Here is a 25,087-nt window from a genome sequence, read left to right on the forward strand (position 1 = left end):
ACTTTTTCTTATTTTTCTTCCATGTTGAAAATGATATCGGAACCAACGGCTCTCTCCACTGATTTTTTTACATTTAACATACCCTTTCCGGTATTTCCAGATACTCCAGGTATTGGAATGATTGCCGGAAGAGGCTCATTACGATAAACATCAATTTCTTCTGAAAGTTCTTCTTGTAATTTCTCTGTTACATATATCACCGCATAAGATTGCCCTACAATCTCACGTAATTTTTTAACTGCGCTCTCCCTATCACTGACTGGGAAAGTGTCAAGTCCTAATGCAGCGAATCCATATATGCTATCTCGGTCTCCTAAAACTGCTATTTTATACATACGAATCCCTAATCCTTTCCCTGATGATATCCTCAGAAAGAGAATTTCGTTTACCAGATAAAATAATTCTTACTGTTTTCAACTCGTTATCACGCGCCAGAATATAAGCTGCCAGTGGTGATACCGTGAAAGGATTGTACTTTTGTGGTCCAATTTTCGCGATTAGCATATTGTCACACCATCGTTCAAAGGAAGATAATGACTCCTTAATCGCAAAAGAAGCATCCGCGTAAACCGTTGAATTAATATATTCAATGACTGCATCTACATTTTGTAATGCTGCATCGATTAATGATTCAAGATTAAGGGTTTCACATTCTGTCATTGCACGCAAATAAAACTCTTTGCTTTTATTCGTATTACATCCTCGAATTGCAATCTTTATGTTTGCTACAGCAACTTTAAGCTCCGCATATAATGATAAAAGTTCATTCTTAGAAGACTTTCCAGCCTTATAAATTGCTTCTAGTGCACCTTTATCAATGATCATATCGCATAATTGCCCATCACCTGTATGTAATAAAGCTTCGTATGCTTCTTTTCCACAATCTCTCATACGTTCTGGAAGTATGGAAAAATCATGTTGCATCACCGCTTCATTTATTAAAGATGCTGATACTGTACCATGGGATATAAATATATTTGGTACCTCAACCTTTTGATATGCTTGCTTAATTGCAGCCTTTAAATTATGGAAATCATTTTCATATAAAAACACATCAAAAACTGACATATCCTCAACAAGTTCTTCTATGAGATCCCAAGTTTTCTTATGTTCAAAACTAATGATATCTGAAGAATCTTCTTGCTCTTTACTTCCCCATCCCATATCAAACAGCAGATTCATACATTCTTTATAATCTTTGCATAACAGTAATTGTTCAAAATCTTTCTTGCTTAACAAGGACAGCTCTTTGGAACGGATTCGTGCGACTGCATAGGTATACTGATTATCAGCCATCTCTCTACCTCTTTCTTTTATAGAAAGGTTCTTTCCTACTTCATATTAGAATAAAACGGAACCAACCTTGTCAATCAAGTTTTCTCTCTCTGCTAAAAATAATGCTTCAAAAGAACAATTCTCTTCTACCTCGCCGTAGGATAGAATAAATCCACCATTTATTTCTCTATTGTTATTTGATATTTTTAATGTTGCACCCTCTTTATCTGCTAATGCAGCATTGATTAATTCTTCAAAGTTATTCGGTAAACGTTTTTTATCTTCACTTGAAAACATAATCTCTCCAGGAAGAGGCTCTGCATATTTTTTTATCATTGTAACAAGGATTTCGAAATATTGATCGGCAGGCAATTGCTTTAATTGCTCCATTGCTTTCATTAAAATATGTTCAATTGCTTCTTGTTTTGAGCGAAGTAATAATTTCTTTTCTTCTAGCTCAGCTGCCGATTTTGCACGACTTAAAAGAATTTTTACTTCTTCTTTTGATTTCATTGCAATATCAGCACATCGTTTTTCACCTTCTATTTTAGCATCTGCAAGGATTTTGTTTTTCGCTTCCCTAGCCTCATTCAGTGTTTTAGTGGCATTTTTAGAAGCTTCCTCGTCAATATGCTTCAATATATTCTCGAGTCCTGTCATAATAAGTTCTCCTAACTATTATATATTAAAGGCTTCCAATACCAATAACTGCTAAGATGGAAATTAATAATGCTAAAATTGCATAAGTCTCTACCATGGCTGGGAAAATCATTGCCTTACCAAATTGTTCTGGTTTTTTTGCAACTACAGCAATACTTGCTACAGATGCTCTTGCCTGACGGATTGCAGAAGCATATCCAACGATTGCCATTGGAAGACAAGCTGCGAAATAAAGAGCTCCCTTAGCGATAGTTACTTCATTTGGATCTCCACCTAAAATACCAATCTGAGACAATGTGATAAACGCAATTAAAAGACCATAAATACCTTGAGTACCAGGTAATAACTGTAAAATTAAAACTTTACTGAATTTTGTAGGATCTTCAGTGATAACACCTGCAGCAGCCTCACCTGCCATACCTACACCTTTTGCTGAACCCATACCTGCTAATAATGCTGCTAAAACAGCTCCAACTAATGCTAATACAACTCCAAAATTATTCATTATTTGTTTTCTCCTTAAATTTAAAATATTTTGTTTTTACACTAAATGGCTGGAACTTTCGTCCGCCACCTTCATAGAATTTTCCAAAAAACTCTACATATTGCAAACGATTTGTATGTACATAGGCTCCTAACGCATTAATACCAATATTAAGCGAATGACCTAGTATAAAAACAAGTATAAATACGATTGCTCCTTTGATTCCACCGCCTGCCATGGAACCCATTTTATTAATAACCGTACAAATAACTCCTGTTGCTAAGCCTAGGGCTAATAAACGAGAGTAGGATAATACATCACTTAAATATCCTGAAATACCATATAATCCATAAAGACCTTTTAGGAATCGTTTAAACGGATTCTTAGATTCTCTTCCACTTGTAAGGATAATACCAATTGCTGAAATTATAGCAAAAATTCCTGCAATCTTTCCTACCACTGGTGGTAAGATAAAGCTTAAGCCTACAATGTTAATAAATATTTCTGCGGATAGTAACATTACGATACAACTAGTGAGTAATACATACCATAAAACTGCATCATAGAAAGCATCTAAATATTTCTTATCTCTTAAGCATTGATACATTTTAATTCCAAGTCCAGCGTATAAGTGGATTACACCTAGAAGCATTGAAAATACAAGCATTCGCATAGGCTCATTCACTGGTACAAACCATAGAGCTGGAATTGTAATTTGTTTACCAAAGAAGGTACTTGAAACGACATCTACGACGTCACCAAAATAACTACCAAACAAGATGCCCCAAAAAACAGTTGAGATTCCACAATAAAGATACATTTTTAATGTTTTCTTTAAAGAGTTTTCCATTGTTTTAAATTTTGCTAGTGCAATCCCACAACCAAGTACAATAATAGCACCGTATGCCGCATCGGAAAGCATAAGTCCAAACAACATGTAATAGAATAATGACATCATGAATGTTGGATCCACTTCGCCTTTTCCAGGTAAAGCAAAACCTTCTACAGTACTTTCAAGTGGACTTGAAAATCCATTATTTTCTAGTAAAACTGGAGTATCTTCTTCCTCCGTTGGTTCTTCTAATTCCACAACTACTTCATACCTATTGGTTAGAATATCCTTTATTTCTTCACTATCTTTTTTCGGAATATATCCACTTAAAACCATAACTGATTTTGATTGTAAAAGCTGACCCATTACACTGTACTTTTCACTTCTCATGGTTTCATAATCCATAAGAAATTTAATCTTCTCTCTCATATCTTTAAAAGATTTGATTTCTTCCTCAGCATCTTCTTGGGATTTCTTTAATGACTCAATCTGATTTAATAATCCCACATTTTCAAGCTGAGGATCCACTATACTTGAGGAAGTTTTTTGAGAAAAACCTAATGTTCTTAAATATTCTAAGGCTTTTTCTGACTGCTCTTTTAAGCATAGTGCAAATATACAAGTCTGATCTTTTGAGGTATATACGATTTCTACATGTAATATAATGTCTTCTGGAACTTGTTCGTAAATACTTTCTAAGGTCCATTCATTTTGTAATACACCTATAAATGCACTTGTACATTTTGTTCCTTTAAAGCTAAATGGAAGATCTAAGGAAAGCCATGGTGTTAGTGTTTCTAACTGAGCTTCTAATTTTAGAATTTCTGATTTTTCCTCATTGATTTTCTTAGAAAGATCGCAAATCTTTTTAGCTACTGCTAATACATTGTCATGCTCTTTATAGAAGCCATCATAGATATCAACGGGTACTTCCTTTCTCCCATTCAGTATGGACAGCATTCCAGCTTCTTCCTTCACATAGGTATTTAAGACACCCAATGCTTCATTTGCTAAAGCAATATTTTTTTCTAATGATGTTTCGGTTGCAGTAACATCCATTTTTTGAAATACACTGTCTTCTGGCATGGTGTCACTGATTTCTATTACTCCCTTGCGCTGCAACAACTCTAAAATTGATTTTCTATTCTTTTTGAGCGTACATATATTAATTCGTTGCATTTGCAGCACTGCCATAACAATTCACCCCCTTATAAATGTTTCATTCTTTTCCTTTGTTAGCCTACAAGTTCAGAGATTACCAATTGAATTGCATTTTCCTCTTTTTGATTTAACAATTCTTTTTGTAATGCAATTTCTTTCTCAGCCCTTGTTCTCGCTTCCTGCATCATAACTTCTCCCTGCCTCAAAGCCTCATCACTTGCTTTTTTAGCATCAGCCAAGGATTTTTTAGTCATAGCAGAAATAATTTCTTTTGCTTCCTTTTCTGCTGCCGCTATCAATTCCTTTGCCTCACTTACAGCTTGTTTCTCCTGCTGTTCTGCAATAAGCTCTGCATGCCTAACTGCTTGAATTGTTTCTTGCGCCATGTAATCACTCCCTTGCACTTTATTTTATATAAATGTATCAATCAATTAAGATTGAACCTTTATATCCACTAATGAAACAGCTTTTTCTTCTCTCTTCCTTGACCTAAATAAAACATAATAATTAGAATCATTCCTAGATAAGTTTTATTATACAATATTTATAAATTGTTTGTAATTGTTACACCGTAAGTTTAGCGACATCTTAACAATATATTGCATATTTAACATAATTTTCTAAAAATATGAGTAAGAAATAAGTCTATTATCCTATTAACAAAAAACACAAGATAGTCGACATGAATTGTCTAATACCTTGTGTTTATTTTAAAATGTATAACTCGATAGATTCTACTTTAAATAAATTAAATTTTTATTTTTATTTATAATTGTATTTATTATCTTTTTACATTGAAGGTATCTTTGCCTAAATACTTAGCACCAACAGAAAGATCTTCTTCAATGCGAAGCAATTGATTATATTTTGCAACTCGCTCACTTCTACTTGGTGCACCAGTTTTTATTTGACCAGCATTTAAAGCTACTGCTAAATCTGCAATGGTTGTATCTTCAGTCTCACCAGATCTATGGGAAACTATTGCAGTATAACCTGCTTTATGAGCCATTTTAATTGCATCAAGTGTTTCAGATAAAGAACCGATTTGATTTAATTTAATTAAAATGGAATTACCACAACCTTGGTCAATACCTTTTTTAAGGCGTTCCGTATTTGTTACAAATAAATCGTCACCAACTAATTGTACTTTATCTCCTAGTTCCTTTGTGAGCTCTTTCCAGCCATCCCAATCTTCTTCATCCAAAGCATCTTCGATGGAATAGATTGGATATTTATCACAAAGTTCTTTCCAGTGAGCAATTAATTCAGATGATGTGAATTTTTTACCGCTCTTTGGAAGTATGTAGCAGCCATCGCCCTTCCATTCACTAGAAGCAGCATCCATAGCTAATACAAAATCAACTCCAGGTTCATAACCTGCCTTTTTAATTGCTTCAAGTATTAATTCGATTGCTTCTTCATCACTTGCAAGATTTGGTGCAAATCCACCTTCATCTCCAACAGAAGTTGTTAAACCTTTGCTCTTTAAAATAGAGGCAAGTGAGTGGAACACTTCTGTACACCAACGTAAACCTTCATGAAAATCCTTTGCTCCTACTGGCATAATCATGAATTCCTGTACATCAACGGTATTAGAAGCATGAGCTCCACCATTTAAAATATTCATCATAGGAACTGGAAGTACATTCGCAGATGCACCACCTAAAAATCGATATAGTGGAACTTGTAAAGCATTTGCTGCAGCTCTTGCACAAGCAATTGAAACAGCTAAAATTGCATTAGCTCCTAATTTTGATTTATCTTTGGTTCCATCTTCTTTTATCATTGCTTGATCAATGGCATAGATATTAGATGCATCCATTCCTGTTAAAAGATTTTGTATTGTTGTATTAATATTTTCAACCGCTTTTAATACGCCTTTTCCTGCGTAACGGCTTTTATCATTATCGCGTAATTCTAATGCTTCAAAGATACCTGTGGAGGCACCACTAGGTACTGCACCAACGCCTATTGTACCATCTTCTAGTATTACTTCCGCTTCTACGGTTGGATTTCCTCTGGAATCAATAATTTCTCTTCCTATTATTTTACTTATCTTTAATGCTTTCATTGTGAACTCCTTTCTTATTTGGATCTCTTTATAAAAGAAGTCTCCAAATTGTCACCTGCAAAAGTAGTTAGTTTGTGCTAACTTTAGTTAATATTACCACAATTTCATTTTAAAGTCAATAAAGAGAAACATACTCTTGCAGATAATAAATATAAGTTTTAATTAGCTCTAATTAAGATAAAAATCTACTTTATTCTGAATAAGCTAAAATTAATTATACCTATTAACATTTAATACTAATATGTATCTAATATATAAAAGGCCACAGATATTTCGCTTTTTTATCTAGCGTGACCCCATAAAAAAGCGAAATACAGTGACCTATTATTACTATTTTAATAATGAATTAATTTTTTCTACTAATTCATCTACATTGATACCATGTACCATACATGCTTCTTCTAAAGATTCCATTTGTGACGATGGGCATCCAAGACAATGCATACCACTTTGTAGTAATAATGGAGGAATCTCTTCATGCAATCCTAAAATTTCACCAATTTTCATACTTTTGTCTACCATAATTTATTTCTCCTTGTATTTTTCTTCTAATCTTTGCAATAAGTCTAAATATTTTTCTTGTACTCCCGCTTCTTTTGCATCTTCTTCGAATTTCTCGGAAAGTTTATTAACTTTGTCCAATATTTCCTTAGATAAGTGTTTTGCACCATAAGTATAAACCACTTCATCTTCTTTTGCGATATGGCGGGTAATATGATGTGTATATGAAATAACATTTGAAATCACATCTAATTTACTTTCCTCATCGCCTTCTTTTACACGTGCAAGTGCATCCTTTAATTCTGACATATATAATCTTCCATAGTCATGTTCCACAAGCATTCCATGTGTAATTAGGTTTTCACCAATTCGCCCTAAATGTTCCTGCATTTCTGCGAAAAGGAATTTTTCTTCTTTTCCATGATGATGCGTATCCGCATAATTTTTTATAAAATCGATAATTTCATAAAATTCATCATAGTTTATTTCTTTTCCCTTTAAAATGCCAAAGCAAATGGTACGAATTACTTTACACATACGTAAGATATTCTGATGTTCCTCCATCATTATCTCAATACTATTGACATTTTCAGTCATATTTTCCATTGATACATATCCTCCTTAATAAATTTATTATTTGCCAATCTCTCGTATTTTACACTCCAAAATCCATCTGTAAAACAAATATGATTGGATACTTAAATATATTTTATAAATAATGTGATGCTTTTTACAATTACTTTTACTTTTTATAAATACATTATACCTATTTTCGTTTTGCAAAATGTAGCTTTGGATACATTATGTCAAAATAATTCATTTTTAAGAAAGGAAGTTTGTAATCTGAGCAATTAATTTAAAAAGAGATTTCATTCTAGGTAATTAATTTAAAAGAAGTTTCACTCTGGATAATTTATTTAAAAAGAAGTTTATATTCTGGATAATTAATCTTAAAAAGAAGTTTACACCTCGGGTAATTAATTTAAAAAAGAAGTTTGCACTCTGGATAATTAATCTAAAAATGAAGTTTGCACTCTGGATAATTTATTTAAAGAAGAGACTTTCACTTTGAACAATTAATTAAAAAGAAGTTTGTAATCTAGGCAATTAAAGACTACAAACTTCAGTTAATTAATAAAACTCAGGAACGTGTTCTTATTTTTTTAAGCGTATTACATTCCAAGACTGCTTATTTAAAATTGTAGTAAATCTTCCATCATCCATTTTAGAATTTCCACCAATACGTGGTATTACATTGTTTGGATTTACTTCCGTATTCACTGCCTTTAAGTCATTATGTGTTAAAACGATATGCTCAACGACTTGATAATCCGCATATTGTCGGAAATCGCAGGAAACTTCCATATCTTCTTCTAAATCTTTATTAACTGCAAAAATAACTAACTCTTCCGTCTCCTCATTAGCGATTACGACAGAATCAAGATATGGTGCATCTGTATACTCTTTACAATCATAAACTGGTGATTTAACAATCGTATTTAATACAGTACCGTTTCCATATACACTTGCGTGCATATATGGATAGAAAATTGTTTGTCTCCATGCCCCTGTATCCGAAGTCATAATCGGTGCGATAACATTAACAAGCTGTGCCATACAAGCAACTTTTACGCGATCCGCATGGCGCAACATCGTAATTAACATACTACCTACCAATAAAGCATCCTCAAAATTATAAACATCTTCTAATTGATGTGGAGCCTGCACCCATTTTTCAAGTTTTTGGTCTGCTTCATTGGAATGATACCAAACATTCCATTCATCAAATGATAAATTGATTTGTTTTTTACTATGTTTTTTTGCTTTTACATAATCACAGATGGAGACTACCGATTGAATAAAAATATCCATTCCTACGCTATTTGCCAAAAAGCTCTTCGTATCATTACTACGATTTCCATAATACTGATGTAAAGAAAGATACTCAACATCGTTATAACAATGATCTAGTACTGTTGCTTCCCACGTACCAAAAGTCGGCATATGTAAATGTGAACTACCACAAGCAACAAGCTCAATGGAAGGATCCACCATTTTCATTACTCTTGCAGTTTCACTTGCTAATCTACCATATTCTTCAGCGGTTTTATGACCAATTTGCCAAGGGCCATCCATTTCATTTCCTAAACACCATAACTTAATATCATGAGGTTTTTCATAACCATGGGACTTTCTTAAATCACTTAAATAAGTACCTTCTTTAAAATTACAATATTCTAAAATATCTTTTGCTTCATCGATTCCTCTTGTTCCAAGATTTACAGCCATCATTACTTCTGATCCTGCTTTTTTGCTCCAGTCTACAAATTCATTTAAACCAAATTGATTTGTTTCAATAACATTCCAAGCTAGATCAACTTTTTTCGGACGTTTCTCCTTTGGCCCAATTCCATCTTCCCAATGGTAACCAGAAACAAAGTTTCCTCCTGGATAACGAACAACTGGAACATTTAATTCTTTTACTAATGCCAAACTATCTTTACGAAATCCTTGTTCGTCTGCAAAGGGACTTTCCGGTTGATAAATTCCTTCATATACAGCTCTTCCCAAATGTTCTATAAAAGAACCGTAAATCCGACGGTCAACTTTACTTACAATAAAATTCTTATCAATAATTATCTCTGCTTTTTTCATCTGCCTTCTCCTTCTTATACTTATTATTTCACAAAATACTGAACTAGTTAATCCAATTATAAAATAAAGAGTATAGAATTTCGATAGCTTTTCGTCCGATTAAATTGACTTTTTCTCCGATTTCAATTAAGGTTATCCATATAACAATATATAAAATTGTATACAAAATGTTAGGATCCATTAAGAACTACTATATAATAGGAGGTTTCTATGTTTTCCATTAATTACTGTGATTATAACGCCTCAAATGCAGACACTGACCGCATTAATCGTCCACTTGGTAGTGGAGATTATTTATTACTATACTTTTTAGCACCAATGCGAATCCATATGGAGAATAAAGCAGTGATTGCACCAACAAACTCTTTTATATTATTTTCACCTGGAATGCCTCAAATATATGAAGCTGTTGATAAATTTAGAAATAGTTATATCCATTTTACAGTGGAGAAAGAACTTATTGAAGAATTACATATCCCACTAAATAAAATCTTTTCCTTACATCACCCTGCTACGATTAATGAGTTTATTCGCAGAATACAAATTGAGTTTTTTTCCGAAGAGAGACACTCTGATATGCTTTTAGATTCATTCATGAAACAGATGTTTATTACCATAGAGCGGGAGTTATATCATTCTGAAAAGAATCCGAATATTGATTCCACACTAAAAGAAGAATTTAGAACTGCACGATTAGAAATTTTAACACATTCAGAAAAAGATTGGACTACAGAGTCCATGTCTGAACTAGTTCATATTGGTAAAAGTCAATTTTTTTATTATTATAAACTATTTTTTAATAACTCTCCTAAAGCAGAATTAATAAATGCTAGGATAGAAAAGGCTAAATTTTTACTCACAAACGAAGCCTACCAAGTGAAACAAGTTGCTTCCCTAGTAGGCTTTCAAAATGTATACCACTTTATTCGATATTTTAAAAAATGCTGTGGATGTACTCCACAACATTTTAGAAAAATGATTTAATTAAAACTAAAACTTTAAATTAGGAATTAGCTTGCATGCTTTTAATCTTTTCTTTTAATTTCATGTAAGCATCTTCAGGTGACTCAATCTCAAGTACCGTCTCTTCCATCGGGCACATTCCATCTTTCCTACGATTTTCAATAAATGGAACTAGTGCCCCATATGTAACAATGATTTGTTTCTCTTTAAGCACACTTAGGGCATGTTCACTAATGATGTCTGCATATAACTCTTTGATGCCACCTTTTACTAGTAACAAAGCTGCTGCTTTTCCAATTACTTTATCAGCGATATATGCGCCATCAAGCATTTTTTTATTTGTTTCAAGTAGTTCCATAATCGGAGCAATTCCCTGCTTTTGTGAAGTAAATACCTCTTCATCATTGATACAAACAAATGTATGACTATTATTTTTTAATGTACGCTTTGCTCTATCTAATAGATTCATTTCCACTGATGATTCCTTTCTTAAACTGATATACAATAGCAGGTAATATTACTAGTTGAATTACTATACCTGGGATTCCTTTTATCACTGCATCTAAAGCAGCAATCGGTCCTATTTTACTAATACCTAGAATATTCGTTGCAAACCATAAACTGATTGCATACACGATCCTACCTGCTACCATTGCTATGATTAAAGAACAATAGATTCCAAACTTTCTTTTATAAAATCCAAAGGTTTGATACATAATTCCTGCAAAAAAAGCATAAACAGCAAGTTCTATCATCATAAATGGAAGTCTTTGCATCGGTGGCATTGCAAGTAAAAGTGAGCTTAAAAGAGGTGTTAATGCACCAACAAGTATCCCAAAATACGGCCCTAGGACAAATCCACAAAGAATTACCGGAATATGCATTGGTAAGAATATCGCTCCTGCATTCGCTACTCCTGTAAAATGAAATGCTTGTGGCACAATTAACCCCAACGCCATGAACATGGCCGCATATATTATTTTTTTTGTTTGATTCATCAAAACCTCCGGATTATTTAAATTTATGCGTTAAAATTATAAAGCAAATATCTTTCATTATTCACTTTATACGGCAAATTCTTTTTCGATTACTGTCATAACTTCACTAATTTTTATTCCTTGTGGACAGACCTTTTCGCATTTTCTGCATTTTCTGCAGGCATCTGCTTTTATTTCTATAGAGTCATATAATTCTCTTGCTTCTTTCATTGAAGCAGAAGCCGTTTTATTATATGCTTCAAATGTTTTTGGTATTTGTAATCCAAATGGACATGGCATACAGTACTCACACTTTGTACAAGAAACCAATGCCATTGTATCATAGATTTCTTTTGCGTTAGCAAGCATAGCAAGATCTTTCTCTTCAAGCATACCAATTTTAGATCGATTCGCATACTCTAAATTATCAACTGTTTGCTGCATATCACTCATTCCGCTTAGGATAATGCTAACTTCCGGACGGTTCCATAGAAAATCAAATGCCCATTCTACTGGCGTTTTACTTTTATCCAATGCTGCTGCTACATTCTTTGGCGGATTTGCAAGCTTTCCACCAAGCAACGGTTCCATAATTATAATTCCAAGACCTTTAGAAGCTGCATATTCCATCCCCTTTAAAGTGGCTTGATTGTTTACGTCAATATAATTCATCTGTATCTGACAAAAGTCCCAAGCGTCTGTACTATCTACTATCGTTTTAAATGCTTCCCAGTTATCATGAAAAGAAAATCCCATATGTTTGATTTTCCCCTTTTTCTTTGCCTCTATCATCTTCGGAATCAGATTATATTTTAATACGACATTGTTAAAACGTTCCGCACTTAGCGCATGTAATAAATAAAAATCGATTGAGTCTATCTCTAATTTATGTAACTGTTCCTCTAACAAACGTTCAAAATCATCCTCGGAATTAATAAGCCATACCGGTGATTTTGTAGCCACAAAGGCCTTTTCTCTATACCCATCTTTTAATGCTTTCCCCACAGTAATTTCACTCATACCATTATGATACGGATAAGCAGTATCTACATAATTTACGCCTGCGTCAATTGCAGTTCGAATCATTTTTATCGCTTCTTCTTCATTAATCGTAGCATTACCAGTCTCATCAACAATTACTGGAAGACGCATAGCTCCAAATCCAAGTGCAGATACTTCTGCACCCGTCTGTCCCATTTTACGATACTTCATAATTACTACCTTCCTTTCTTCCTTTGATATACAATATATTCCTTAGTAAGAATAATTTCTCATTTATATACTAATTATACCATTAGTAAAATATGAATTCAATGAATGAAGGATAGTGTAAAATATTTTGTGTAAATAAAAATAGAGAAGTTCCATCTGACATGGTAAAATGTTTAACGACGAAGAAAAACATAACCAAGAAAGAAGGACTTCCCTATGACTAATAATAACAAAAATCAAAAAGAAAATCTAGACTTAAACTCTTTTTTTGAAGAGTATATTCTTGGTCTATTAAAACAAACCATGGAAACCTTGATGAAGGAAGAACTCACTAACATTCTCCAGTACAGTAAATATAGCTACGAAGGACATGGTACTGGCAATTCACGCAACGGATACTATACCCGTAATTATGAAACCAAATACGGTCTGATTGAGAATCTTAAAATTCCTCGTGACCGTAATAATGAGTTTGAACAACAACTCATTCCACCATATGCAAGAAGAGATGATTGGCTAGAAACCATGATCATCCGCATGTATGCAAGTGGAGTATCTACACGTGAAATTGCTAACATCATTGAAAAACTTTATGGAAATTCTTATAGTGCGGCTACAGTAAGTAATATCACTGATGTTGCTCTTGAAGAAATTGAACAGTGGCATAAGCGTCCTCTAAAGAAGAGGTACAGTGTCATTTATATTGATGCTTTACATCTTAAATTAAGAAGAGATACAGTATCAAGTGACGCCGTTTACTTCATTTTAGGTGTCGATGAAGATGGATACCGTGAAGTATTAGACTTCTTTATCGGTGTAAATGAAAGCGCTTATGTTTGGGAGGATAATCTTCGCCAGATAAAAGAACGAGGCGTAGATGAAGTTCTCCTCTTCGTCATGGACGGTCTCTCTGGACTTGACGATGCTGTTCATAGAGTATATCCAAAAGCGGATATTCAACGATGTATTGTCCATAAAGTTCGTAATGCAATTCGTAGTGTTCGTAAGAAAGATATCAACGATTTTACAGCTGATTTAAAAGTTGTATACGAATCTCCAAACCTAGAGCAGTGTAGAGCAGCTTTAGACGAATTTGCTGTTAAATGGAGTAAATCTTATAAACGTGTAGTGGAATCCTGGTTAAATGACGAGGACTTATTCACATACTATAAATACCCTGTTTCTATGCGAAAATCCATCTATACAACGAATTGGATCGAGCGCTTTAATAAAGAAGTACGTCGTCTTGTAAAAACTAAGGATGCACTACCCACAGAAGACGCATGTAGTAAACTCGTTTATTATAAAGTGATTTCTTATAATGAATCATGGTCTACAAGAAAGCTTAGAGGCTTTGCTTGTTCATCAGATAAACTTCAGGATATGTTTACCGAAAGGTACGCATAAACTATTTACACAAAATTATTGACACTACCGAATGAAGAAATCTCAAAACTTAAAATTTTCATTAATATAACGTTCTTATTCATAAATCCTCTATAAGTCTATAACAGAAAAGCAGACTTTAGACTATAATAGAAAACAAACTTAAGACTATAACAGAAAACAAATTTAAGACTGTAACAGAAAACAAACTTAAGACTGTAACAGAAAAGCGGACTCAATTCTGTTACAGCCTTTATAAACGAATCTTTTTTATAAAGTTAACATTCCTTTAATATCAAGTAATCCCCAACCTTGTTTACTCTGGGGGAACCCTAAATCTTTAGCACTTTCTCTTAAGTTCATTTTAACTTCTTTAGGCGTTAGTTTAGGATGAGCGGATAAAAGCAATGCAACTGCACCTGTAACCATTGGTGTTGACATACTAGTTCCACTCTTTTCTGTATAAAAATGATTGAATCGTTCTCTTACGTTGGAATATATAAAATTTCTTTTAACGGTATTTACTCCACGAAGTCCTTCATTTCCAACACTACGAACTAGATTGCAGCTCATAATGTTGCTTGCAGGTGCAACAATGTCTGGCTTTTTAATACATTCTAGTGTAGGACCTCTTCCAGAATAGTTTTTCTGACGAGACCCTAATAATTCTACTTCCACATTATCATCCGAAGCACCAACGGTAATTATTTTTTTGCTACTTCCTGGTATTGCAATGGTATTTGGATTAGGACCTCCATTCCCAGCTGCTGCAACGACAACAATACCATTATCCCATATGCGTTCAACAGCATCGATCAGCTTTTGACCGTCATCATTTAGTTTCTTATTTCCAGTACCAAATGATAAGTTTACAACCCGTATATTAAGTTCTTCACTATGCTCTAAAATCCATTCTAGTCCCTCAACTACTTCTGAAATATTTCCATCACCTTTATAATTCAACGCCTTAATTATAATCAAACTACATTTCGGCGCTACACCGCGATATCTTCCATTAGAGACATATCCATTTCCTCCAATGATACCAGCTACATGACTTCCATGACCATAATCGTCATACACTCTAGTCTTTAAATGAACAAAATCTTTAAAGCTTACAATACGATTCCCACCTTGAATAAAATCAGGATGTGGACAAATTCCAGTGTCGATTATGGCAACACCTACACCTTCGCCATAAATCCGTCTCTCATGAGCATAATTAAGATTTATGGTACGCCTTGCCATGTCCATACCTTTTCTCCATAATAATTATCACTATTATCATATTCGAAACAGAGTAAGGCGTTCTATGTCTACTTTGAAAACAATTATTTTCAAAAAATAAGTTTTCCATTTTAAATTCATAATTTTATAAAGTTTGTGAATCCTAATAAAAAGAATATTAGTTAATTCTTATAGTATAGGAGGACTTTTTATGAATCTTTCAACCGGGAAACTATTTGCATATGCACTCATTATTTCAATACTAATTGCTCTCTTAACTGGGTGCAAATCAGACAACACGGACAATGCAAATAATAACGCCGTTAAAGCAGGAAAATATACTGCTACAGAAAAAGGTTACGGTGGCGATGTCACTGTTAATGTTACCGTAGATGGAACTGGTAAAATTACAGCCGTAAATGTTACAGCAGATGCCGAAACTCCTGATATTGGTGGTAAAGCTGCTCCAATGATTGCAAACAGTATTGTTGAAAAACAAAGTCTCTCAATTGATGCCATTAGTGGTGCCACTGTAACTAGTAACGCAGTCCTTAAAGCGGCGAAAAAAGCAATTGAAGATTCTGGAGTTAAGGTTGATAATCTTAAATAATATTATAAAACAAAATGTTCTGTCACAAAGTAACTTTATAGCACCTTAGACGTTACTGTTATCTAATGAGGAGTATATTTACGTTATAAGTGAATTATCTATGGCGTTAAAAAGCCTCAATAAATAGAGTAAATAAAATCTCTATCTATTGAGGCTGTTTTTGATCTATTTTTAAATATCCCCTATTTTAACTATCCAATACAAAAATACTAGTTTAATATTCTTCTTGCACCAAGCGGTGTACGATAGTTCCATGTGGAAATTTTAATACCTTCTCTGTAATTACTTGCATGTACAACTTTTCCATTTCCTACATACATAGCTACATGGTTTACATAACCTGAACTTGTACCATAGAAAATAAGATCTCCTGGTTGTAGACTAGAAGTACTTAAGTTTACACTTGTACCATATCTTGCTTGATCTCTTGATACTCTTGGCAATGTATAACCAAAATTCTTATATACTGCATATACAAAACCAGAACAGTCAGCTCCATTGGTTAAGCTTGTTCCTCCCCATTTATAAGGATTGCCTACAAATTTCAACGCATAATTTGCAATCTCGCTTCCCTTTGTACTAGTTGTGGAAGAAGAGCTAGAGGAATTCCCATTGGAATTTGAAGATCCTGAGCTTGAATTATTGGAAGAGCTTGAGTTGCTTGAAGTTCCTGAGCTTGAACTATTGGAAGAACTTGAACTACTTGAACTTCCTGAACTTCCGCTGTTTGATGAACTTGAACTACTTGAAGAATTACTACTTGGACGATTCGCCGCTTGCTGTTGTGCTAACAAAGCAAGTCTCTCTTCTTCCTCTCTTCTTGCTTCTTCAATTGCTGCTTGTTCCTCTTCAATTGACACAGCTTCATTAAATTCATATTCAAGGTCAGCGTAATCTTTACTAATAAAGCCAGTTACTTCTTCTCCTGTATTATCATCTATGTCTAAAATAATTTCAAACCAATCATCATATGTATTCTTTACCTCAAATCTTTCACCTTGTGGAATTTGAGTTAATATTTTATAATCGGTTCCTTGTCCCATACGTACATTTAATGTAACACAAGTTGCTTTAGCATAAATAATGCTATTTTCTTTTGCTAGTGTTTCTGCATCTGCTCCATATAATAAGTATTCTGATTTAATGTAGCCTTCAACACTTCCTGATTTTACTAAGGTCCAAACTTTCCCTACTTTTATTACCTCTGCTGCGCTTCCACGATACAATTTTCCGATGATTTTTGATTTCGTAGATGCCTTTCGTCGGATATTAACATAATCCTGAGTATTTGAAAAAGCATAGCCTTCAAGAGGTGAAATCCCGGTATTTACAGGTTCTAATCTCTCACCATTTACATAAAAAGGTGTCGTTACATTTGAAATAGAAATCCCAGTCTCAGACAATCTTTCTGAATAATAATCTTCCAGTAATTTGGACATACCAGCTACAGCCGTTTCTTCTTTTGCTATTTCTTCTGCTTTAACCTCAGTCGAATTTATCATAAGTAAACATAACGCTGCCAAACCTAAGCTTGCCTTCATTAGTTTTTTATTTCTCATAGTATCCTCTTTCCTGTATGAATGGTCGAATAAAACCATTTAAAACTTAATTTGTTACAAAGTTGTTACAAAGTGATTAAATTATAGCAAAGAGATTTTTCACAGTCAACATTTTTCGACAAAATCTACATGCCAATTCTTGTATGAATTGTTAATCGTATACAAACCACTAAAAAAAAGACTGTTATAAAATGTTTACCAAGTCACGTTTTATTAATGAACGCGAATCGGATTGCATTTTATAACAGTCCTCTATCTATTATTACATTTTCTCAAAATAGCTTTTCGGTTTTTTACAAACCGGACATAGATAACTATCTGGGAGCTCTTCAAATGGTGTATCACCATCATAAACATAGCCACATATTTTACAGATATATTTACTTTCTGAATCTTTATTTACATTTGGCCTGTAAGTTGGTGCATTCTTAGGGCTACTTCCTTTAATAACATCATGATAATAAGCATAAGTCATTACCGGATCATCACTAAGTACATCACCATCTATAATTTCACCAAGAAAAACAGTATGCGTGGCAGTTTCCAATTTGTCAACTAACTTGCATATTAGATAACCACAAGAATCAGAAAGGATTGGTAATCCATGTTTTTCAAAATATGGAGCTTTATTAAATTTATCTACAAGTTTTCCAGATTGAAATCCAAAGGTACTAATTATTTCAGAATCTGTTTTTTCTGATAAAATTGATATTGCAAATTGACCACTATTTATAATACATTCATTCGTATAATTATCATGATTAATACTAACAGCAATAGTTGCTGGTTCAACTGTAACTTGCATCGCACAATTTGCAATGCAACCAGTAGGATAGAATCCATCTTTTGTAGAAATTACATACATACCATAAGACAATTTCCAATAGACATTATCATTCATATTAATCCTCTTTGGCCTAATTTACCAAATCTTTGTTATTAATTAGTAATTTTGAGCTTTAATTTGGAAATAAGATTGTGGATGAGCACAAACTGGACAAACTTCTGGAGCCTTTTGGCCAATGCAAATATGTCCGCAGTTAGAACATTCCCAAATCATATCTCCTTCTCTTGAAAATACGATACCATCTTTGATGTTACCAAGTAATTTACGATATCTTTCTTCATGAACTTTTTCTATTTCAGCTACTTTTTCAAATAATTTTGCAATTCTTTCAAAGCCTTCTTCTCTTGCTTCTTTTGCAAATGTAGCGTACATATCAGTCCATTCGTAATTTTCACCTTCAGCTGCATCTAATAAGTTATCCATGGTAGAACCGATTCCATCATGTAAAAGCTTAAACCAGATTTTTGCATGTTCTTTTTCATTGTTTGCTGTTTCTTCAAATAGATTTGCAATCTGAACATAACCATCCTTCTTAGCTTTGGAAGCATAGTAAGTGTATTTATTTCTTGCCATTGACTCCCCTGCAAATGCAGACATAAGATTTGCTTCTGTTTTTGTTCCTTTAATGTTTTCCATGCTATTATCTCCTTAAACTATTAATTATAGTATTTATCAAGTATCTTCTTTAGTTTCTTTTTCTTAAGCTTCAGAGAAAGAATCCTTACCAACTCCGCAAAGTGGGCAAACCCAATCTTCTGAAATATCTTCAAAAGCTGTTCCTGCAGCTACACCGTTATCTTCATCGCCTACTTCTGGATCATAAATATATCCACATACATCACATACATATTTCTTCATGTTATATTCCTCCTATTTTTTAATGTTATTTTATCTAAGTTACTAAGAACAGTTTAATATTGTTTAGTAAACTTATGTATTATTTGTATACTTTAGTAAAATTTACTTCTGCATACTTTCTTATGCTTTTGCCACCCACAAACCATGTAAGTTGCAATATTCATATACTTCTAATACTGTTTCATCATCTGTTAGAGCAAATTCTGCATATGGTTTTTCACCAACTGTTAATTTTTTTCTTTGTGTACCTTTATCCGTCTTTAAGTAAATCCAAGCAATATGATGTTCTGCAAGCATTGGATGTTCCACACTACCAACAGTTACCTTAACAACATTACCATCGATTTCAAACACTGGTACGTGCTTTTCAGTCGCTCCATCTGAAGTATTTGCAACTAACGCTGTCATGTTATCTCCACAGCAAGTTAATGGTGCACCTGAACTATGAATTACCTCAACGATATTACCACAATGTTTACAAATAAAAAACTTTGGCTCCATTCTACAAAACTCCCTTCACACAAATAATTTTTGGTATTTACAAATTGTCTAGTATTTACTATTGTACTTTTACAATAAACAGAACATTATTCATATAGCTATTAACTGGTAACTACTAACAACTTGTTTATGGATAAATTATAACATTAAGTATTAATATGTCAACCAAAAAAAAATATATCTAAGCAAAAATTTAATATAAATCTTAACTCTTGTGGATTACAATATGTTGTGTTATACTGATTCACGAATACTATAAATTGTATATAAGTACTATTTTATAGATAAATATGATTATTAACAGAAAGGAGTTTATCATGACAAAATCCCTAGATTTTTACATAAACAGAGAACATATTACCTATAATGCTGAAGTATTTTCGGTTAATTTTGGACAATTCCCTGATTTTCTAGATTTATTAAAGGAGATCTCCTGTATTTATATAGACGATGAATATAATCTTAATAAACTTGCAGATAAATTTGAAAGTTTTAATAAAGAATCCTTAGGATTTAATGAAAGATTAGACTTACTTATTAAAGCAAGCGTTGAGTTAACTACAAAAGAAGCTCCAAAATGGGAGTTTATTTCTGCAAGACTACTCTATTACAAATTTAATAAGAGACTTAAAGCTGACCTAGCTTTAAGAAATATTAATAATTATTATGATAAAGTTAAGTTCCTTACGAAAGAAAAATTATACGGGGATTACCTTTTATCTAACTATACAAAAGAAGAGATAAATCTTTATGAAACTTATTTAGACTATTCCAGAAACAATTTACTTACATACTCTGGACTAGATTTACTTTTAAAACGCTATATTATTCATTTAAATGATGGAACACCAATTGAAACTCCTCAAGAAATGTTTCTTGGTATCGCGATGCATTTAGCAATGAATGAGAAAAAGGATCGAAACGATTGGGTTAAAAAGTTTTATGATATGCTTAGTGAACTTAAAGTAACCATGGCTACTCCTACTTTATCCAATGCAAGAAAAGTATTTCATCAACTTTCCTCTTGTTTTATTGACACAGTACCAGATAGCTTAGATGGTATTTATAGAAGTATTGATAATTTTGCTAAGATTAGTAAATTTGGTGGAGGCATGGGACTTTACTTTGGTAAGGTACGTGCTCTTGGGAGTGAAATCAGAGGTTACCAAGGTGTTGCAGGTGGAGTTATTCGTTGGATTAAATTAGCAAACGATACAGCCGTTGCCGTTGATCAATTAGGTATGAGACAAGGCGCTGTCGCCGTTTATTTAGATGCATGGCATAAGGATTTGCCAGAATTTTTAGGATTACGTACGAATAATGGTGATAACCGTATGAAAGCACACGATGTCTTTCCAGCCGTTTGCTATCCTGATTTATTTTGGAAAACCGCAAAAGATAATATTGAAGCAGATTGGCACTTGATGTGTCCCCACGATATCATGAAAATTAAAGGTTATTGTTTAGAAGATTATTATGGGGAAGAATGGGAAGAAAAATATCTAGATTGTATTAATGACACTAGAATTTCAAAAAGAATAATCCCAATCAAGGAAATCATTCGATTGATTATTAAAAGTGCTGCTGAAACAGGTACTCCGTTTACATTTAACCGTGACATCGTAAACAGATTAAATCCAAATAAACATAAAGGTATTATATATTCTAGTAACCTTTGTACAGAAATCGCTCAGAACATGAGTCAGATTGATTTAATAGAACAAACTACAACGACAGTGGACGGAGAAGAAATCGTTATTACTACCACAAAGCCAGGTGATTTTGTTGTATGTAATTTAGCTAGCTTATCCCTGGGTCATATTGATGTTACTAATGAAGCTGAAATTATAGATATTACAAAAAGCGCTGTTCGAGCTCTTGATAATGTTATTGATTTGAACTTTTTCCCTCTGCCATACGCAAAAATTACTAATAATAAGTATCGTCCAATTGGACTTGGTGTCAGTGGATATCATCATATGTTAGCCAAAAATAAAGTTCGTTGGGAATCTGATGAGCATCTTGAATTCGCTGATAAAGTATTTGAAACAATAAACTATGCTGCAATTCTAGCAAGCAATGAAATTGCCAAAGAAAAAGGCAAGTATGACTATTTTGAAGGCAGCGACTGGCAAACTGGAGAATATTTTAGATTACGTAATTATTCTAACGAACGTTGGGATGCTTTGAGTAAAGAAGTTGCTAAGTACGGTATGAGAAATGCATATCTTCTTGCAATTGCTCCTACAAGTAGTACAAGTATCATTTCTGGAACTACCGCTGGTGTTGATCCAATTATGAGTTCTTATTTTTTAGAAGAAAAGAAGGATGGGTTAATTCCTAGAGTAGCACCAGATTTGTCCCATGAGACCGTTTGGTTTTATAAGAATGCGCATCAAATCAATCAAACCTGGTCGATAAAGGCTGCCGGTATTCGCTCAAGACACATTGATCAAGCTCAAAGTTTAAATCTTTATATCACAAATGAATATACATTCCGTGGCATACTAAATCTCTACATCCTTGCATGGGAGAAGGGGGTAAAAACCATATATTATATTCGCTCAAAAAGTCTTGAAGTTGAAGAATGCACCGTATGCTCAAGTTAACATTGATTAGGTAATACACCGTATGTTCAAGTTAAAATTTATTTAAGATAATATACGATTTTCTCTAAATAAAATTTATTTATTAAATAATCTAATATTAATATAGAAAGGCTTCGTTGCTTATGAATTTAAAGAAAAAACCACTTTTTAATCCTTCTGGAAATACCGATGTAATGAGTCGCCGAATGATTAATGGTGACACTACGAATCTCAATGATTTTAATAACATGAAGTATGCATTCGTTAGCGATTGGTATCGTCATGCAATGAATAATTTTTGGATTCCTGAAGAAATCAATCTAAGCGCTGATGTAAAAGACTATAAAAATTTAGAGACAGAAGAACGTATTGCATATGATAAAATACTCTCTTTTTTAGTCTTCTTAGACAGTATGCAAACAGCGAATCTTCCTGCAATCTCGGAATACATTACTGCAAACGAAATTAACCTATGTTTAACGATTCAGGCATTTCAAGAAGCGATCCACTCTCAAAGCTATAGTTATATGCTAGATACTATATGTGAGCCGCAACAAAGAAATGAAGTGTTGTATCAATGGAAAACAGATGAACATCTTTTAAAAAGAAATACTTTTATTGGTGATTTGTATAATGAATTTCAGCATGATAAATCTCCATTTTCACTTGTAAAAACAATAATGGCGAATTTTATCCTTGAAGGAATTTATTTTTACAGTGGCTTTATGTTTTTTTATAATTTAGGCCGTAATAACAAAATGCCTGGAACAACTCAGGTCATCCGCTATATTAATCGAGATGAAAATGCACACCTTTGGTTATTCCGCAGTATTATTCTAGAGCTAAAAAAAGAGCAACCAGAACTCTTTACCGAAGATAAAATAAACCTTTACCGTGAAATGATTAAAGAAGGCTGTGAACAAGAGATTGCATGGGGTAGCTATGTAATTGGTAATCAAATTCATGGACTTACCACCGAAATGATATCCGATTACATTATGTATCTTGGTAATCTTCGTTGCCATTCTCTTGGATTTAATCCAATTTATGAAGGCCATAAAGAGGAACCCAAAAGTATGTCATGGGTAAGCCAATATAGTAATGCAAATATGATTAAAACTGACTTTTTTGAAGCCAAAAGCACTGCTTACGCAAAAAGTAGCGCTTTGGTAGATGACTTATAGAATTAATAAACGAAAAAAACACAGCAAAGAATTAAACATAGAACAAAGCATTTATGCTACCTATAAATAAAAGAAGGACTAATTACCTATCTAAGAAGTAAATTACTTTTTAAATAGGTAGTTAGTCCTTTCATTTTAAAAGATATAGTAATTTAATTTGCTATCACACGCTTGTTTTTAAGTCTGATTTACTGAACAATACTATCGATATTGCTAAAATCTCCTTCTTTAACTTCAACAATAATTCGATTCGGTAGGCATATTATCATTTGTCCCGTGTTATGAATCGCTCCAATTATCACACATGTTTGGTCCGGACATTGAGCTTCTATCATTTTAGCTTCCCCATTTTTAATTTCTAAAATGCTAGTACCTAATTTTGCTGGAATTTCAATCTTAGTATCTAAATTTAATGGATATGTTCCATATTCTTTTCCATCTATAGTAACAACAACCACAGCGTCATCATCCGAATCAGCTTGGCTAATATAACGATATCCAAGATACGTGCTTCCTGCAATCACAAGTAAAATAATGATTAATAATACATCTTTTTTTTTCATAACTTCCTCTTTTCAATTTCTTAACTACAATCTTACCCGTTTTGATTGCTTTTTTATACTAAACTAAGCATTGCAATTATATTCGATTCATTTAAAAAAATCAAGAACTAGAATTAATTATTACCTATTATTTTATATTTTAGTAATTTTATATCAGTTACTTATATTTAATGGAAATTTTTCTATTTAGAAGCTCTATTATTGTAATATTATGTTATATTTTGAATACCGATTCTTTTTATTCTTTTGGAAATAAGGCAAGCCATCTCTCATAATATACATTGTAAACAAAATTTGGAGGTTCTAACATGAGTGATTTAACAGCAACTAACTGCGGATGTGACAGAGGATGTGATTGTAATAATGGTTTATTTGGTGGCGATTGCAGCTGCATCATTATTATCCTTTTACTTCTTTGCTTCTGCGGCAATGGTTTTGGCAACAATGGCTGTAACAGAGATTGTGACAGAGGATGTAACAATGGTATCTTCGGTGGCGATTGCAGTTGCATCATCATTATTCTTGTTCTCTTCTGCTTCTGCGGTAATGGCTTTGGCAACAATGGCTGCTGCTAGTTTTAAACATTTATGTACAAAAAGAGCTGATTACAGCTCTTTTTGTTTTTGTTTTAAACAATCATAATCATATTCATATATAGATGTTTCGTCAGTTACTAACAGTGCATTTGTTGAGTTCTCCTCACCACATGCACAAAGTTTGCACTCATTTTTTTTATTAAGCTCTATATTAAAATCATTGATTGACACATCTGTAGTTACGATTCCATAATTTTTTTTCATATTGATGAATTCCTTCCAACTAGACTATACTTCATTATATGATATAATTACGAAAATGTTTACATTATTCGACTTGAATCAATGACTTTTTTCATTGCTTATTTTAAATACATCTATTATACTTATTCATAAGTTCAACATGGAAATAATTAAAGAATTAGAATTGGAGGTCG

27 protein-coding genes are annotated in these 25,087 nt (G+C 33.0%); 6 read left to right on the plus strand and 21 right to left on the minus strand.

The genetic code is table 11. The features are described 5' to 3' along the window. Window positions 1-8 precede the first annotated feature (8 nt). The 10 genes from BN4220_RS05090 to BN4220_RS05135 all read right to left on the minus strand — a co-directional run bounded on the left by BN4220_RS05090 (window position 9) and on the right by BN4220_RS05135 (window position 9,639). Complete coding sequence (locus tag BN4220_RS05090) at window positions 9-335, minus strand: V-type ATP synthase subunit F (protein WP_066714385.1); 327 nt, start codon at window positions 333-335, stop codon at window positions 9-11. Then, window positions 328-1,296 (minus strand): V-type ATPase subunit, encoded by a 969-nt coding sequence (locus BN4220_RS05095; RefSeq protein WP_066714388.1) that lies wholly within the window; start codon window positions 1,294-1,296, stop codon window positions 328-330. Before BN4220_RS05095 ends, BN4220_RS05090 begins: the two co-directional genes overlap by 8 nt. A gap of 45 nt (window positions 1,297-1,341) precedes the next feature. Next, on the minus strand, window positions 1,342-1,935 hold the full coding sequence (locus BN4220_RS05100) for a V-type ATP synthase subunit E (protein ID WP_066714390.1): 594 nt from the start codon (window positions 1,933-1,935) through the stop codon (window positions 1,342-1,344). Window positions 1,936-1,960: 25 nt separating this feature from the next. Further along, on the minus strand, window positions 1,961-2,440 hold the full coding sequence (locus BN4220_RS05105; protein WP_066714392.1) for a V-type ATP synthase subunit K: 480 nt from the start codon (window positions 2,438-2,440) through the stop codon (window positions 1,961-1,963). Next, entirely contained in the window at window positions 2,433-4,445 is a 2,013-nt protein-coding gene (locus BN4220_RS05110; protein ID WP_066714394.1) for a V-type ATP synthase subunit I, read from the minus strand. The genes BN4220_RS05105 and BN4220_RS05110 overlap by 8 nt, the downstream gene beginning before the upstream one ends. Before the next feature lie 41 nt (window positions 4,446-4,486). Next, complete coding sequence (locus BN4220_RS05115) at window positions 4,487-4,798, minus strand: hypothetical protein (RefSeq protein WP_066714395.1); 312 nt, start codon at window positions 4,796-4,798, stop codon at window positions 4,487-4,489. Between the two features lie 395 nt (window positions 4,799-5,193). Further along, complete coding sequence (gene eno / locus BN4220_RS05120) at window positions 5,194-6,483, minus strand: phosphopyruvate hydratase (RefSeq protein ID WP_066714396.1); 1,290 nt, start codon at window positions 6,481-6,483, stop codon at window positions 5,194-5,196. Window positions 6,484-6,813: 330 nt separating this feature from the next. After that, window positions 6,814-7,005 (minus strand): DUF1858 domain-containing protein, encoded by a 192-nt coding sequence (locus tag BN4220_RS05125; RefSeq protein ID WP_347477050.1) that lies wholly within the window; start codon window positions 7,003-7,005, stop codon window positions 6,814-6,816. 3 nt (window positions 7,006-7,008) lie between these two features. Then, window positions 7,009-7,590: a hemerythrin domain-containing protein gene (locus tag BN4220_RS05130; protein WP_242867737.1), complete on the minus strand. Its 582-nt coding sequence runs from the start codon at window positions 7,588-7,590 to the stop codon at window positions 7,009-7,011. 549 nt (window positions 7,591-8,139) lie between these two features. Further along, the gene (locus BN4220_RS05135; RefSeq protein WP_066714399.1) at window positions 8,140-9,639 is read right to left on the minus strand and encodes an arabinosylfuranosidase ArfA; all 1,500 of its coding nucleotides are present in this window, start codon (window positions 9,637-9,639) and stop codon (window positions 8,140-8,142) included. A gap of 210 nt (window positions 9,640-9,849) precedes the next feature. Between BN4220_RS05135 and BN4220_RS05140 the strand changes: the two genes are divergently transcribed. Beyond that, on the plus strand, window positions 9,850-10,623 hold the full coding sequence (locus tag BN4220_RS05140; protein WP_066714401.1) for a helix-turn-helix domain-containing protein: 774 nt from the start codon (window positions 9,850-9,852) through the stop codon (window positions 10,621-10,623). Window positions 10,624-10,642: 19 nt separating this feature from the next. Here BN4220_RS05140 and BN4220_RS05145 read toward each other — a convergent pair whose 3' ends face one another. The 3 genes from BN4220_RS05145 to BN4220_RS05155 all read right to left on the minus strand — a co-directional run bounded on the left by BN4220_RS05145 (window position 10,643) and on the right by BN4220_RS05155 (window position 12,791). Continuing rightward, window positions 10,643-11,071 carry a DUF1893 domain-containing protein gene (locus BN4220_RS05145; RefSeq protein ID WP_066715427.1) on the minus strand — a complete coding sequence of 143 codons (429 nt, stop codon included), beginning with the start codon at window positions 11,069-11,071 and terminating at the stop codon, window positions 10,643-10,645. Then, on the minus strand, window positions 11,055-11,600 hold the full coding sequence (locus tag BN4220_RS05150; protein WP_066714403.1) for an ECF transporter S component: 546 nt from the start codon (window positions 11,598-11,600) through the stop codon (window positions 11,055-11,057). The genes BN4220_RS05145 and BN4220_RS05150 overlap by 17 nt, the downstream gene beginning before the upstream one ends. A 66-nt stretch (window positions 11,601-11,666) precedes the next feature. Next, complete coding sequence (locus tag BN4220_RS05155; protein ID WP_066714405.1) at window positions 11,667-12,791, minus strand: aldo/keto reductase; 1,125 nt, start codon at window positions 12,789-12,791, stop codon at window positions 11,667-11,669. Between the two features lie 216 nt (window positions 12,792-13,007). On the opposite strand from BN4220_RS05155, the gene BN4220_RS05160 reads away from it, so the two are divergent. Next, complete coding sequence (locus BN4220_RS05160) at window positions 13,008-14,198, plus strand: IS256 family transposase (RefSeq protein ID WP_066713149.1); 1,191 nt, start codon at window positions 13,008-13,010, stop codon at window positions 14,196-14,198. A 249-nt stretch (window positions 14,199-14,447) separates the two neighbouring features. On the opposite strand, the gene BN4220_RS05165 is transcribed toward BN4220_RS05160, so the two are convergent. Continuing rightward, window positions 14,448-15,431 carry a S8 family peptidase gene (locus BN4220_RS05165; protein WP_066714407.1) on the minus strand — a complete coding sequence of 328 codons (984 nt, stop codon included), beginning with the start codon at window positions 15,429-15,431 and terminating at the stop codon, window positions 14,448-14,450. 184 nt (window positions 15,432-15,615) lie between these two features. Here BN4220_RS05165 and BN4220_RS05170 point away from each other — a divergent pair, with 184 nt between their 5' ends. After that, on the plus strand, window positions 15,616-16,014 hold the full coding sequence (locus tag BN4220_RS05170; protein ID WP_066714410.1) for an FMN-binding protein: 399 nt from the start codon (window positions 15,616-15,618) through the stop codon (window positions 16,012-16,014). A 209-nt stretch (window positions 16,015-16,223) separates the two neighbouring features. Here the strand turns inward: BN4220_RS05170 and BN4220_RS05175 are convergent, their stop codons facing one another. From BN4220_RS05175 to BN4220_RS05195, 5 genes are all read right to left on the minus strand, one after another. Then, window positions 16,224-17,573, minus strand: coding sequence for a C40 family peptidase (locus tag BN4220_RS05175; RefSeq protein ID WP_066714412.1), 1,350 nt, complete (start codon window positions 17,571-17,573; stop codon window positions 16,224-16,226). Between the two features lie 262 nt (window positions 17,574-17,835). Continuing rightward, entirely contained in the window at window positions 17,836-18,474 is a 639-nt protein-coding gene (locus tag BN4220_RS05180) for a flavin reductase (protein WP_066714414.1), read from the minus strand. A gap of 42 nt (window positions 18,475-18,516) precedes the next feature. After that, window positions 18,517-19,056, minus strand: a complete 540-nt coding sequence (gene rbr, locus BN4220_RS05185) for a rubrerythrin (protein ID WP_066714416.1) — start codon at window positions 19,054-19,056, stop codon at window positions 18,517-18,519. Window positions 19,057-19,119: 63 nt separating this feature from the next. After that, window positions 19,120-19,278, minus strand: coding sequence for a rubredoxin (gene rd, locus BN4220_RS05190; RefSeq protein ID WP_066714418.1), 159 nt, complete (start codon window positions 19,276-19,278; stop codon window positions 19,120-19,122). A 120-nt stretch (window positions 19,279-19,398) separates the two neighbouring features. Beyond that, a complete protein-coding gene (locus BN4220_RS05195) occupies window positions 19,399-19,779 on the minus strand; it encodes a desulfoferrodoxin family protein (protein ID WP_066714419.1) in 381 nt (126 codons plus the stop codon). 317 nt (window positions 19,780-20,096) lie between these two features. On the opposite strand from BN4220_RS05195, the gene BN4220_RS05200 reads away from it, so the two are divergent. After that, window positions 20,097-22,388, plus strand: coding sequence for a ribonucleoside-diphosphate reductase subunit alpha (locus tag BN4220_RS05200; RefSeq protein WP_197467892.1), 2,292 nt, complete (start codon window positions 20,097-20,099; stop codon window positions 22,386-22,388). A 122-nt stretch (window positions 22,389-22,510) separates the two neighbouring features. After that, window positions 22,511-23,551 carry a ribonucleotide-diphosphate reductase subunit beta gene (locus BN4220_RS05205; protein ID WP_066714421.1) on the plus strand — a complete coding sequence of 347 codons (1,041 nt, stop codon included), beginning with the start codon at window positions 22,511-22,513 and terminating at the stop codon, window positions 23,549-23,551. Between the two features lie 188 nt (window positions 23,552-23,739). Here BN4220_RS05205 and BN4220_RS05210 read toward each other — a convergent pair whose 3' ends face one another. Beyond that, window positions 23,740-24,114: a NusG domain II-containing protein gene (locus BN4220_RS05210; protein ID WP_066714425.1), complete on the minus strand. Its 375-nt coding sequence runs from the start codon at window positions 24,112-24,114 to the stop codon at window positions 23,740-23,742. A gap of 363 nt (window positions 24,115-24,477) precedes the next feature. Here BN4220_RS05210 and BN4220_RS05215 point away from each other — a divergent pair, with 363 nt between their 5' ends. Next, window positions 24,478-24,756, plus strand: coding sequence for a hypothetical protein (locus tag BN4220_RS05215; RefSeq protein ID WP_066714430.1), 279 nt, complete (start codon window positions 24,478-24,480; stop codon window positions 24,754-24,756). On the opposite strand, the gene BN4220_RS05220 is transcribed toward BN4220_RS05215, so the two are convergent. After that, window positions 24,720-24,914, minus strand: coding sequence for a hypothetical protein (locus BN4220_RS05220; RefSeq protein WP_066714431.1), 195 nt, complete (start codon window positions 24,912-24,914; stop codon window positions 24,720-24,722). The two genes, BN4220_RS05215 and BN4220_RS05220, sit on opposite strands and share 37 nt — an antisense overlap. Window positions 24,915-25,087 lie beyond the last annotated feature (173 nt).

It is taken from the genome of Clostridium sp. Marseille-P299, from assembly GCF_900078195.1.
GTDB lineage: Bacteria > Bacillota > Clostridia > Lachnospirales > Lachnospiraceae > Lachnoclostridium.